This window comes from Enterobacter sp. 04-C-12-SI-ECC (genome assembly GCF_047530715.1).
GTDB classification, from domain to species: domain Bacteria; phylum Pseudomonadota; class Gammaproteobacteria; order Enterobacterales; family Enterobacteriaceae; genus Enterobacter; species Enterobacter bugandensis.
The window spans coordinates 76,735-89,877 of record NZ_JBLKDI010000011.1; the positions used below are offsets into that span (position 1 = coordinate 76,735).

General features: G+C 58.9%; 10 protein-coding genes. 8 read left to right on the forward strand and 2 right to left on the reverse strand.

The window, feature by feature from the left end; all coding sequences use genetic code 11:
- Nucleotides 1–2 precede the first annotated feature (2 nt).
- Genes ACMWL8_RS15230 through ACMWL8_RS15245 form a run of 4 tightly spaced genes read left to right on the forward strand, consistent with a single transcriptional unit; the run spans nucleotide 3 to nucleotide 4,768 of the window.
- On the forward strand, nucleotides 3–677 hold the full coding sequence (locus tag ACMWL8_RS15230; protein WP_045259963.1) for a molecular chaperone: 675 nt from the start codon (nucleotides 3–5) through the stop codon (nucleotides 675–677).
- A gap of 26 nt (nucleotides 678–703) precedes the next feature.
- The gene (locus ACMWL8_RS15235) at nucleotides 704–3,247 is read left to right on the forward strand and encodes a fimbria/pilus outer membrane usher protein (protein WP_157843450.1); all 2,544 of its coding nucleotides are present in this window, start codon (nucleotides 704–706) and stop codon (nucleotides 3,245–3,247) included.
- 22 nt (nucleotides 3,248–3,269) lie between these two features.
- Nucleotides 3,270–4,259 carry a fimbrial protein gene (locus ACMWL8_RS15240; RefSeq protein WP_045259962.1) on the forward strand — a complete coding sequence of 330 codons (990 nt, stop codon included), beginning with the start codon at nucleotides 3,270–3,272 and terminating at the stop codon, nucleotides 4,257–4,259.
- 5 nt (nucleotides 4,260–4,264) lie between these two features.
- Nucleotides 4,265–4,768, forward strand: coding sequence for a fimbrial protein (locus tag ACMWL8_RS15245; RefSeq protein WP_045259961.1), 504 nt, complete (start codon nucleotides 4,265–4,267; stop codon nucleotides 4,766–4,768).
- Here ACMWL8_RS15245 and dinG read toward each other — a convergent pair.
- Both dinG and rhlE read right to left on the reverse strand, forming a co-directional pair.
- A complete protein-coding gene (gene dinG, locus ACMWL8_RS15250) occupies nucleotides 4,755–6,932 on the reverse strand; it encodes an ATP-dependent DNA helicase DinG (protein ID WP_045259960.1) in 2,178 nt (725 codons plus the stop codon). The two genes, ACMWL8_RS15245 and dinG, sit on opposite strands and share 14 nt — an antisense overlap.
- Nucleotides 6,933–7,029: 97 nt before the next feature.
- Entirely contained in the window at nucleotides 7,030–8,412 is a 1,383-nt protein-coding gene (gene rhlE / locus ACMWL8_RS15255; RefSeq protein ID WP_028012434.1) for an ATP-dependent RNA helicase RhlE, read from the reverse strand.
- 205 nt (nucleotides 8,413–8,617) lie between these two features.
- Here rhlE and cecR point away from each other — a divergent pair, with 205 nt between their 5' ends.
- Genes cecR through ACMWL8_RS15275 form a run of 4 tightly spaced genes read left to right on the forward strand, consistent with a single transcriptional unit; the run spans nucleotide 8,618 to nucleotide 13,142 of the window.
- Nucleotides 8,618–9,292, forward strand: coding sequence for a transcriptional regulator CecR (gene cecR, locus ACMWL8_RS15260; RefSeq protein WP_028012433.1), 675 nt, complete (start codon nucleotides 8,618–8,620; stop codon nucleotides 9,290–9,292).
- On the forward strand, nucleotides 9,292–10,287 hold the full coding sequence (gene hlyD / locus ACMWL8_RS15265; RefSeq protein ID WP_045259959.1) for a secretion protein HlyD: 996 nt from the start codon (nucleotides 9,292–9,294) through the stop codon (nucleotides 10,285–10,287). The genes cecR and hlyD overlap by 1 nt, the downstream gene beginning before the upstream one ends.
- A complete protein-coding gene (locus ACMWL8_RS15270; protein ID WP_045259958.1) occupies nucleotides 10,280–12,019 on the forward strand; it encodes an ATP-binding cassette domain-containing protein in 1,740 nt (579 codons plus the stop codon). Before hlyD ends, ACMWL8_RS15270 begins: the two co-directional genes overlap by 8 nt.
- Nucleotides 12,009–13,142 (forward strand): ABC transporter permease, encoded by a 1,134-nt coding sequence (locus tag ACMWL8_RS15275; protein WP_045259957.1) that lies wholly within the window; start codon nucleotides 12,009–12,011, stop codon nucleotides 13,140–13,142. The genes ACMWL8_RS15270 and ACMWL8_RS15275 overlap by 11 nt, the downstream gene beginning before the upstream one ends.
- Nucleotide 13,143 lies beyond the last annotated feature (1 nt).

Genomic DNA, 13,143 nt, shown 5'->3' on the forward strand with positions numbered 1-13,143 from the left:
TTATGCGCCACGGTTATTTACTGAGCACGCTTTTACTGGTAGCAACTGCTTCACATGCTGGGGTCATTATTAACGGCACCCGACTGGTCTATCAGGGAGATAAAAAGGAATCTTCTCTTGGTCTTTCAAATCCAGATGCGACGGATTATCTGGTGCAGTCCTGGGTTGATTCCGGCGGTAAAAACCTGGCCAAAGCCCCGTTCCTGATCACCCCGCCGCTTTTCCGTCTGGATGCGCACGAAGATAACGTTCTGCGCGTGGTGCGTACGGGCGGAAATTTACCGGAAGACAGGGAATCCCTGTACTGGTTGAACATTAAAGCGATCCCTTCCTCAAAGCACGTTGAGGGGGTGAATACGCTGCAAATTGCTATCAATACCCGCATTAAATTGCTCTATCGCCCGTCTGCGGTAAAAGGCCGTCCAGAAGATGTGGCGGATAAGCTTGAATGGCGCCGCGAAGGGAACGACCTCGTGGTGAATAACCCCACGCCGTTTTATATGAATTTCCAGACCGTCACGCTGAATGGTCATAAAGTCGCGAAAGCCACCTGGGCTGTTCCGAAAACGGAAACGCATTTTGCCTTACCGGGTAATGTTGGGGGCGCGAACGTGACATATTCCATTATTACCGACTACGGCAGCATCAGCCATACCTGGTCGAAATCCGTTCATTAATTCTTTTGCCCGGTAATAAAATAATTATGTACAGCCATAAAAAGCCGTTCACCTGCCGATTTTCTTCATTGCTGGTCATTCTCTGTGGCCTGGCAATCGCGATCTTTGCGCAGCAGGTTATGGCTGATGATTATTTTAACCCTGCCCTGCTGGATATTGATAATCCCCAGCAGGGTAAAACCGATCTGTCCATCTATGAAAAAGGGCCAGGTCAGGCGCCGGGGAAATATGAGGTCGCGGTATTTATCAATAATAATAAAATTGATACCCGCAACGTGACCTTTACGCTTCAGAAAGATTCGCAGGGCAACAGCACGCTGCAGCCTTGCTTTAGCCTTGAGGAATTAAAAAGCCTCGGCATCAAAACCAAAAAATTTCCGCAGCTGATGGCCAAAGGCCAGTGTGCTGATTTACATGTCATTCCTGCTGCATCCGCCACCTTTCGCGTTCGCAACCAGCAGCTGCTGATGAGCATCCCTCAAACGGCGCTGGGCCAGGTGCCTCGAGGTTACATTGACCCGAAAGAGTTTGACGAAGGGATCACTGCGGGCCTGCTTAATTACAGCGCCAATGCCAGCCACAGCCGCGCGCGACAGCACGGTGAGCAGGATAACAGCAGCCAGTACGTAAACCTGCGCCCAGGCCTGAACGTTGGCGCATGGCGCATTCGCAACTATTCCACCTGGAATCGCAGCACCACGGGCCATGAGGAGGAGCAGAAATTCACCTCCGTTTATACCTATGCGCAACGCGATATCGTGGCAATGAAAAGCGACATCACCGTCGGCCAGAGCTCATCCCCTGCCGACGTGTTTGACAGCGTTCCCTACACCGGGGTGGAGCTGAAATCCGACAGCGACATGCTGCCGGACAGCGAGAAAGGCTACGCGCCGATTATCCGCGGCACGGCCCACAGCAACGCGCTGGTGGTGGTTCGCCAGAACGGCTACGTCATTTATCAGAACACGGTCGCGCCGGGCGCCTTCGAAATTAACGATCTCTACCCCACCGGCAGCAGCGGCGACCTGCAGGTTACCGTGAAAGAGACCGACGGCAGCGAAAGCCATTTTGTCGTGCCGTTTGCCTCCGTGCCGGTCTTGCAGCGTGAAAAAAACCTGCGCTACAGCGTGACCGCCGGGCGTTATCGTTCCTATGACAACGATGTCGAAAAGACCCCGTTTGCCCAGGGCAGCGCCATCTACGGTTTACCCTACGGTATCACCGCCTACGGCGGCGTTCAGCAGAGCAGCCATTATCAGTCTCAGGCGGTGGGCGTCGGGAAAAACATGGGCGATTTAGGCGCCTTCTCCATTGACGTCACTCGCGCCAAAGCCCTGCTGAAAAAACAGCAGGCCAGCAAAGGCCAGTCGTGGCGCGTGCGCTACAGCAAAGATATCGCCCAGTCAGGCACTAACTTCTCGCTGGCCGGCTACCGCTATAACAGCAAAGGGTTTTACACCCTGGAAGACACCATGGAGTCGTATACCCGCTCTGACGACTGGTCTGAACCGCAGCAGCGCCGCGCCCGTACCGAAGCCACCGTCGACCAGACGCTGCCGGAAGGCTGGGGTTCCGTAACCCTGAGCCTGGTGAAAGAGACCTACTGGACCCAGAGCCAGGACATGACATCGGTGAGCGTCAGCTACAACAACAGCTGGCACGGCGTGAGCTACAGCCTCAGCTACAGCATGAACAAAAACACCCGCGACAGCGACGAAGACGGCAATGAGGTGACGAACGACAACCAGTTCGCGCTGAGCGTCTCGGTGCCGCTGGACCACTGGATGCATAACACCTGGGCCACCTACAACCTGAACAACACCAAAGATGGCACCACGCAGAATATCGGTCTGAACGGTACGGCGCTGAAAGAAGATAACCTCAACTGGAATATTCAGGAGGGGGTGAGCAGTACCGGCAGCGGCAACTCCACCAGCCTCAACGCCGATTACAAAGCAACGTACGGCGAACTCAGCGGCGGCGTCAGCCAGGACAAATATCAGCAGACCGTGAACGTCGGCCTGCAGGGCGGCGTGGTTGCCCATGCGAACGGCATCACCCTGAGCCAGCCGCTCGGTGAGACCATCGCGCTGGTGAAAGCGCCGGGCACGCACGGGACGCACATCACTAACCAGACCGGCGTTGAAACCGACTTCCGCGGCTACACCGTTGTCCCGTATGTGACCGCGTATCGCCACAACACCATTGCGCTGGATACCGAAACGCTGCCGGACAATGCCGACGTCACCCACGCCGCGCAGGTCGTCACCCCAACTCGCGGGGCCGTGGTGCGCGCCAGCTTTAACACCCGCGTGGGCAACCGCGTGCTGATGACGCTGACGCACAACGGCAAACCGCTGCCGTTCGGCGCGACGGTTACCACCGAGGATAAGGACAGCGAGTTTATTGTGGGTAATGACGGCCAGACCTATCTCTCGGGTCTGCCGCAGCAGGGGCATCTCGCCGTTTCCTGGGGACAGGACGCGAGCGAACACTGCATCGCTGACTATGCGCTAACGGATGAGAAAGAGAAAACCAGCATCATTAACGCTGCCGCGCAGTGTCATTGATTCACCCTTCAGGCTAACGACTATGCAAATGATAAAACAGTGCTTTTTCTTACTGATTCTGGGCACCGCGGCGTTATTTATGCCGCATGCGAAGGCTGGCTGCACTACGCCCGATATGCCGAAAATGATCAACGTTGCCACCATTTCGGTCCCGACGACGCTGGCCGTTGGCGCGACCATTCCCGGGACGGAGCAGACTGTACACGTCGCGGGTAACTGCAACTCTCCTTACGAGAGCGGGCTGGAAATCATCTCCTGCTATTACGGAAGTGGTTCGGAGATCCCCGGGTTGACCGGCGTTTATGACACAGGCGTGCCTGGAGTCGGCATTGCCTTAAAGAACGACCAGGGCCAGCGCATTTCAGGTGGGGGCAAGGTCGCCTGCGATTCCCGCAGTACGCCCATCGGCTATGTCTCGACCGATGGATACCTGTCGTTTGATTTTAACGTCACGCTTGAGCTGGTTAAAACCAGTGATGTGGTACAGTCCGGCACGCTGCTTCAGGCGCAAACAGAGTTCGGTATTGGCGTATATGGCTACGACGGCATTGGTTCACCCAATGTTATCGCCTACGCCGGAAACGTTAACTTCCAGAACGTCACCTGCTCCGTCTCCCCAAAAAACCTGACCATTAATCTGGGCAACTTCCCGGTCAGCGATTTTGTCAGCGTGGGGATGCTATCCAGCCCGGCGCAAAACTTTGACGTGACGGTGAACTGCAACAGCAACGTGCAGCCTGAAGTGAAGATCACCAGTTCAAATGGTTATGAACCGGGGTCAGATGGGGTGATCAAACTCACCCAGCAGCCGGGCATGGCTACCGGCGTCGGGGTCAGAATGCTGTTTGACAACCATCCTGCCACCTTTGATACCTACGTGAACACCCAAAGCCAGGCAATCGCCAACCAGACGCTGGCGATCCCGTTTGAGGTTCGCTACGAACAAACCAGTGATGTCGTGACGCCAGGCCCCGCCAATACCGTCGCCACCGTTACCCTCGCTTATAAGTGACGCTCATGAAAAAAACAGCTCTGATGCTGGCGCTGGGCCTGATAGCCCAGGCCCACGCCGATGATATTGAGATCCAGATGACAGGGAATATTTACGCCAACACCTGCGTCATTGACAGCGCCAGCCGCAACCTGACGGTGGATTTAGGCCAGGCGGTATCAGGTAATTTTAAAGATGTAGGGGATACCGGCGAGTGGAAAGATTTTTCGCTCTCGGTGTCGCACTGTCCCGCCACGCTGGCACTTGCCACAGCCTATTTCTACGGCCAGGCAGATAGCGTACACCCGACAAAATTCGCCAACACCGGCAGCGCGAAGGGGCTGGCGCTGGAGCTGGCCGACCGACAGGACAAGATCCTGATCGCCCCGCAGGCGGCGTTTAACGTGCCGATTAACCCGGCTGACCACACGGCCACGTTTCCGCTCTCCGCCCGCTATTACGCCACGTCTATGCCCGTCTCCGCAGGCACGTTCAGCAGCGTGGTGCAGGTGACCTTTACTTACCAGTAGGACCGCGCCCCTTAGCACGGATGCTTTTCCTGCGCCCGGCGGCCAGTTTTGCCGGGCGTTTTTTTACCTCCGGCACCTCCGGCTGTTCGATCGGGAAGATCGGCAGCGCGTTCAGCAGCCGCTGGCCGTAATTTTTGGTGAGCAGACGTTTATCATAGATCACCACCTCTCCCCAGCAGCCGTGGCTACGAATCAGACGCCCGACCTGCTGAATCAGATTAAACGACGCTGCGGGTAAACTCTGCACCTCAAACGGATAGCGGTTGAGGCTTTTCAGCCACTCGCCCTCGGTGATCACCACCGGGCTGTCGATGGGCGGAAAGGCGATCTTATGGATATGCACCTGCGTCAGGTAATCTCCCTTCAAATCCAGCCCTTCGGCAAAGGACTGTAGCCCCACCAGCACGCTGCGCTCGCCGTTATCAATACGTTTGCGGTGCGTTTCGACCAGCCGGTAACGGGGCTGGTCGCCCTGCACCAGCAGGAGTAAACGCAGGTCGGTGACGTGCTCCAGAAAGCGCTGCATCGCGCGTCCGCTGGCAAACAGCACCAGCATGCCGGGGTATTTTTTGCTTTCGACCTGCTCGCGGAAGTAGGCCGCCATCTCCGCAATGTGCTGCTCTTCGTTGTCGATAAGCGGCTCGTATTTCATGCGTGGAATGACCAGCTTGCCCTGCTCGCAGTGGTTGAACGGCGAGTCCAGCGCCACAAAACGATCGCCCGCTTTCTCCTTCAGGCCGCTCATCTCCTGCAACCGTGAAAAGCTGTTCAGAGAGCGCAGGGTCGCGGAGGTAACGACCACGTGCGGCACGCTGCGCCAGATGAGCTTTTCCAGCTGATCGGCCACGCGGATGCCCACGCAGTGGAAGAACAGGTGAACCTGCCCGTCGCGCACCTCGCGGGTGGCCCATTTGGTAACCGGCGCGCCCGACGCCTGCGCCATCGAGGCCAGTCGCCAGAGCTTGCTCTGCGCTTCAAACATACCCAGCGCGCGGTTCATCTGCAGCAGAATGCGGTGCAGACGCACCACGTCGTGCGTGCCGGTTTTCTCGCTGAGATCGTTTAAGAACATCTCCGCCAGCCCGCGCAGCTTTTCGAGATGCTTCGCCAGCTGCTGGCAGATCTCCATCACCTCGTCCGGCAACTCGCCCATCGCGAAGCGGTGTTCTGCCTCCTGGGCTGCCGGAAGATAAAGATTCAGAATGTTGTTCAGAGACGAGACAAGGCTATAAACCTCTTCGCAGTGGTCGCTCAGACGCTCCGGTACCGCCAGCGGCGGTGTGGTTTTCGGGCGAAACTGCTCCATGCAGGTCGCCACAAGCTTGCAGAACAGATCCAGCTGAAGTCGGAACCACGGAGCGGTGATTTCCGCGCTCATCTCCAGCGCGTCCCGCGCCACGTCAGGCAGGTGGTGGCCTTCATCGAGCACCAGCAGCAGGTTTTTCGGCTCCGGCAGCACCGCTTCGCTCTCCAGCGCCGCCATCACCAGCGCGTGGTTGGCGACAACCACCTCCGCCTCCTGGATCTCGCGCCGGGCGACGAAGAACGGGCATTCCCGGTAGTAGTGACAGTTGCGGTTCAGGCAGCTTGCTTTATCGGTACTGAGCCTGCGCCACAGGTCGTCGCTAATCGCCAGGCTGGTGTGATCCCGCAGGCCGTCCCACTTATAGCCGTCGAGCTCGGCTTTCAGCTTTGCGCACTGCTCCTGCTCGGCCTTATTGTTTGGCGTCAACTCGTCATCGAGAAACGCAAGCAGGTCCTGCTGATTCGGTTCGCTGCTGGCCAGTGCCGCCAGGTTACGCGGGCAGACGTAGCGCCCGCGCCCAAAGGCGGCGGTGAAGCGGAGATCGGGGATGATTTTGCGCAGCAGCGGCAAATCTTTGCTGAAGATCTGGTCCTGCAAGGCCACGTTCGCAGTGCTGACCACCAGCGTTTTGTCCTCTTCCCGCGCAATAGCGATGCCGGGAATGAGATACGACAGGGTTTTCCCAACGCCGGTCGGGGCTTCAATCGCCAGATGTCGCCCGTCGTCCCCGGCGAGCGTTTTTGCCACGTCGGCAATCATCTGCCGCTGCGGCGCTCGGGGGATAAAGTCGGGGATCTGCTGCTGAAGCGCCTTATACCAGGCGCCTATTTGCGCTTTCAGCGCCGCGGTTAAAGCCATTGGAAAACCTGAAATACTGTATAAACAGCCACTATTGTGGCACTTTCTCTTCGCCGTCGCAAAAAGAAAAGCCCGGCTTTACGACCGGGCTTCCAGATTACTGCGGGTTAGCAGGCTTGCGCGGGCGGCGTCGGCGCTGCCCCTCGCCTGCCGGTTTCCCTTCGCCGCTGCGCCACGGGCTTTCACCCGCCGGCTTGCCGTCGTTATTACGACGCGGCGGTTTGCCGGATGACTTCGGCGCGCCACCTTCAGCACGACGCGGCTGCTGGCCGCGACCGCCGCCGCCCTGACCGCGACCACCACCCTGACGACCGTTCTGAATCGGCTCGGCTTTGATGGACGGGTCCACTTCATAGCCCGGGGTTTCGATGCGCGGGATCTCTTTCTTCAGCAGGCGTTCGATGTCGCGCAGCAGCTTGTGCTCGTCCACGCAGACCAGAGAGAGCGCCTCACCTGTTGCTGCCGCACGGCCGGTACGACCGATACGGTGAACGTAATCTTCCGGCACGTTTGGCAGCTCGTAGTTCACCACGTGCGGCAGCTCTTCAATATCGAGGCCACGGGCAGCGATGTCGGTCGCCACCAGCACGCGGATGTCGCCGGACTTGAAGTCCGCCAGCGCGCGGGTACGCGCGCCCTGGCTCTTGTTACCGTGGATCGCCGCGCTGCGGATGCCGTCTTTATTCAGCTGTTCCGCCAGGTGGTTCGCGCCGTGCTTGGTGCGGGTAAAGACCAGCACCTGCTGCCAGTTGCCCTGACCGATCATCTGGGAGAGCAGCTCCCGCTTGCGCTTTTTATCCACAAAGTGAACGTGCTGCGTCACCTGCTCGGAAGCGGTGTTGCGGCGCGCCACTTCCACTTCCAGCGGGTTATGCAGCAGCTTTTCGGCCAGCGCCTTGATCTCATCGGAGAAGGTCGCGGAGAAGAGCAGGTTCTGGCGACGCGGCGGCAGCTTCGCCAGCACGCGACGAATATCATGAATGAAGCCCATATCGAGCATGCGGTCGGCTTCGTCCAGCACCAGAATTTCAATGCTGTCGAGCTTCACCGCGTTCTGGTGTTCCAGATCCAGCAGACGGCCCGGCGTTGCCACCAGCACGTCCACGCCGCCGCGCAGCTTCATCATCTGCGGGTTAATGCTCACGCCACCGAAAACCACCAGCGAGCGAATGTTGAGATAGCGGCTGTACTCACGCACGTTCTCGCCAATCTGGGCTGCCAGCTCGCGGGTTGGGGTGAGGATCAGCGCGCGCACCGGACGACGGCCTTTGGCGTGCGGCTGGTTTTTTACCAGCAGCTCTAACAGCGGCAGGGTAAAGCCCGCGGTTTTACCGGTGCCGGTCTGGGCGCTGGCCATCAGGTCACGGCCCTGAAGCACGGCCGGAATAGCCTGCTGCTGGATAGGGGTTGGCTCAACGTAGCCCTGCTCTGCGATCGCGCGCAGAATTTCCGGGTTCAGGCCAAGGGAATCAAAAGACATAAAAACTCCGAACCGCCCCGACCATCACAGGTGTAGTTTTCAGGGAGATATCACGAATAGAAGGACAAAAACCACAATGTCGCGAAGGTGCGGAGTGTAGCAGCTTTTGTGACGTGGCGCATAAAATATCCCTGTCGTATCCCTCGACGATTTAGCGATTCAGGTATAATTTTAATCAATCGATTGATTAATTTTTAATGCCGACATGAATACGACACCGACGACAACCAAAGGTGAACAGGCCAAAAGCCAGCTTATCGCCGCCGCGCTGGCGCAGTTTGGCGAGTATGGCCTGCATGCCACCACGCGGGATATCGCCGCCCAGGCCGGACAAAACATCGCGGCCATTACCTACTATTTTGGCTCAAAAGAGGATTTATACCTCGCCTGCGCCCAGTGGATTGCCGATTTTATTGGCAACAATTTTCGCCCGCACGTTGAGGAGGCCACCGCGCTGCTGAGCCAGCCGACGCCGGATCGTACCGCTATCAGGCAACTTATTCTCAATGCCTGCCACAATATGATCCGCCTGCTGACGCACGACGATACGCTCAACCTGAGCAAATTTATCTCCCGCGAGCAGCTCTCCCCCACTGCAGCTTATCAGTTGGTACACGATCAGGTGATTGCCCCGATGCACACCCATCTGACCCGGCTGATTGCCGCCTACACCGGGCGGGACGCCAGCGATACCGACACCATTTTGCATACCCACGCCCTGCTGGGCGAAATTCTCGCCTTCCGTCTGGGGCGTGAAACCATCCTGTTACGCACGGGCTGGGCACAATTCGATGAGGATAAAGCCGCGCAGATTAGCCAGGTCATCACCTGTCATCTCGATCTGATCCTGCAAGGCTTAACGCAAAGGAGCCTGAAGTGATGAAAAAACCTGTCGCCATCGTTCTGGTGGTAGTTGTTTTGCTTGCCGCGGGAATCGGTGGCTGGCTGTGGTATCAGAGCCAGCAGGATCGGGGCCTGACGCTGTACGGTAACGTGGATATTCGCTCGGTGAATATGAGCTTCCGCGTCGGCGGACGTCTCGCCTCGCTGAGCGTTGACGAAGGCGATGCCATCAAAGCCGGGCAGACGCTGGGCGTGCTGGATAAAGCCCCCTTTGAGAATGCGCTGATGCAGGCAAAAGCCGGCGTTTCCGTCGCCCAGGCGCAGTATGACCTGATGCTGGCAGGCTATCGCGATGAGGAGATTGCCCAGGCCGCTGCCGCCGTTAAGCAGGCCAAAGCCGCCTACGACTACGCGCAGAACTTCTATAACCGCCAGCAGGGACTGTGGAAAAGCCGCACCATTTCCGCCAACGATCTGGAAAACGCGCGGTCATCCCGCGACCAGGCGCAGGCGACGCTGAAATCCGCGCAGGATAAATTAAGCCAGTACCGCTCCGGTAACCGCGAGCAGGACATCGCCCAGGCGAAGGCCAGCCTCGAGCAGGCGCAGGCGCAGCTGGCTCAGGCGGAGCTGGATCTGCACGACACTATCTTAACCGCCCCGTCTGACGGCACGCTGATGACCCGCGCGGTAGAGCCGGGCAGCATGCTCAGCGCGGGCAGCACCGTCTTGACGCTGTCCTTAACCCGTCCGGTATGGGTGCGGGCCTACATTGATGAGCCGAATCTCGGCCAGATGCAGCCGGGCCGCGAGCTGCTGCTCTATACCGACGGTCGCCCGGACAAGCCGTATCACGGTAAAGTGGGCTTTGTCTCCCCTACCGCCGAATTCACGCCGAAAACGGTAGAAACTCCGGACCTGCGTACCGACCTGGTGTATCGCCTGCGCATCATCGTGACCGACGCGGACGACGCGCTGCGTCAGGGCATGCCTGTTACCGTGACCTTAAACGACGGGGAACGACATGAATGATGCGGTTATCCAGCTCAACAATCTGGTCAAACGCTTCCCCGGAATGGATAAACTGGCGGTCGCGCCGCTGAACTGCACCATTCAGAAAGGCTACGTGACCGGACTTGTGGGTCCGGACGGCGCGGGCAAAACCACGCTGATGCGGATGCTGGCGGGGCTGCTGAAGCCGGATGAAGGCTCGGCCAGCGTGCTTGGCCTTGACCCGATAAAAGACGACGGCGCGCTCCACGCCATGCTCGGTTATATGCCGCAGAAGTTTGGCCTGTACGAAGATCTGACGGTGATGGAGAACCTCAATCTGTACGCCGACCTGCGCAGCGTCACCGGTGAAACCCGGCAGAAAACCTTCGCCCGACTGCTCGAATTTACCTCCCTCGGCCCGTTCACCGACCGGCTGGCGGGCAAGCTTTCCGGCGGGATGAAGCAGAAACTGGGGCTGGCCTGTACGCTGGTGGGCGAGCCGAAGGTGCTGTTGCTCGATGAGCCCGGCGTCGGCGTGGACCCGATTTCCCGCCGCGAGCTGTGGCAGATGGTGCACGAGCTGGCGGGCGACGGGATGCTGATCCTCTGGAGCACCTCCTACCTCGACGAAGCGGAGCAGTGCCGTGACGTGCTGCTGATGAACGAGGGCGAACTGCTCTATCAGGGCGAACCGACCGAGCTGACGCACACCATGGCCGGGCGCAGTTTTCTACTGCACAGCCCGCAGGAGTCCAACCGCAGGCTGCTGCAGCGGGTGCTGAAGCTGCCGCAGGTGAGCGACGGGATGATTCAGGGCCGCTCGGTGCGCGTGATCCTCAAAAAAGAGGCCACCGTCGACGATATTCGCCGTGCGCCGGGCATGCCGACGATTGAGATGGAAGAGACGGCGCCGCGTTTTGAAGATGCGTTTATCGACCTGCTGGGCGGCGCGGGGACCTCCGAGTCGCCGCTTGGGGCGATCCTGCATACGGTGGAAGGCACGCCCGGCGAAACGGTGATCGAAGCAAAATCGCTCACCAAAAAATTCGGGGACTTCGCCGCCACCGACAACGTCAACTTTGCGGTGAAGCGCGGCGAGATATTTGGCCTGCTCGGGCCGAACGGCGCGGGAAAATCGACCACCTTTAAGATGATGTGCGGCCTGCTGGTGCCGACGTCCGGCAAGGCGCTGGTGCTGGACATGGATCTTAAAGTCAGCTCCGGCAAGGCGCGCCAGCATCTCGGCTATATGGCGCAGAAGTTCTCGCTGTACGGCAACCTGACGGTCGAGCAGAATCTGCGCTTTTTCTCTGGGGTGTACGGCCTGCGCGGGCGGGCGCAGAATGAAAAAATCCGCCGCATGAGCGACGCCTTCGGGTTAACGAATATTACGTCCCACGCCACCGACGAGCTGCCGCTCGGCTTTAAGCAGCGGCTGGCGCTGGCCTGCTCGCTGATGCACGAGCCCGATATCCTGTTTCTTGATGAACCCACGTCAGGGGTCGATCCCCTCACCCGCCGCGAGTTCTGGCTGCATATCAACAGCATGGTGGAAAAAGGCGTGACCGTGATGGTCACCACCCACTTTATGGATGAGGCGGAATACTGCGACCGCATCGGGCTGGTCTATCGCGGCAAGCTGATTGCCCACGGCACGCCGGACGACCTGAAAGCGCAGGCCGCCGACGACGCACAGCCAGACCCGACCATGGAGCAGGCGTTTATCACCCTCATCCACGACTGGGATAAGGAGAATGCTCATGCGCAGTAACGCCCTTTCCTGGCGCCGGGTGCGCGCCCTGTGCATCAAAGAGACGCGGCAGATCGTGCGCGATCCCAGCAGCTGGCTGATTGCGGTGGTGATCCCCCTGCTGCTGCTGTTTATCTTTGGCTACGGGATTAACCTCGACTCCAGCAAGCTGCGGATCGGGATTCTGCTGGAGCAGCAGAGCGAAGAGGCGCTGGACTTCACCCACGCCATGACCGGCTCACCCTACATTGACGCCACCGTCAGCGACAACCGGCAGGAACTGATTCAGAAAATGCAGGCTGGGAAAATTCGCGGCCTGATCGTCATCCCGGTGGATTTCGCCGCCAACATGGCGCGCCCGGGCGCCGATGCGCCGATTCAGGTGATTACCGACGGCAGCGAGCCGAACACCGCCAACTTCGTGCAGGGCTATGCGGAGGGGATCTGGCAGCTCTGGCAGATGCAGCGCGCCGAAGACCGGGGCGAGACGTTTGAACCGCTCATCGATGTGCAGACGCGCTACTGGTTTAACCCCGCCGCCATCAGCCAGCACTTTATTATTCCGGGGGCGGTGACCATCATTATGACGGTGATTGGCGCGATCCTCACCTCGCTGGTCATCGCCCGCGAGTGGGAGCGCGGCACTATGGAGGCGCTGCTCTCCACCGAGGTGACGCGGGTTGAGCTGCTGCTGTGCAAGCTCATCCCCTACTACTTCCTCGGCATGCTGGCGATGCTGCTCTGCATGCTGGTCGCGGTCTTTATTCTTGGCGTGCCGTACCGCGGCTCGCTGGTGGTACTGTTCTTTATCACCAGCCTGTTTTTACTCAGCACGCTGGGCATGGGGCTGCTCATCTCCACCATCACCCGCAACCAGTTTAACGCCGCGCAGGTGGCGCTCAACGCCGCTTTCCTGCCATCGATAATGCTCTCCGGTTTTATCTTCCAGATAGACAGCATGCCGGCGGTGATCCGCGCTGTGACCTACATCATTCCGGCGCGCTACTTCGTGAGCACGCTGCAGAGCCTGTTTCTGGCGGGGAATATTCCGGTGGTGCTGATTATCAATACCCTGTTTTTGCTGGCGTCGGCGGTGATGTTTATCGGGTTGACGTGGCTGAAAACCAAACGGCGACTGGATTAAG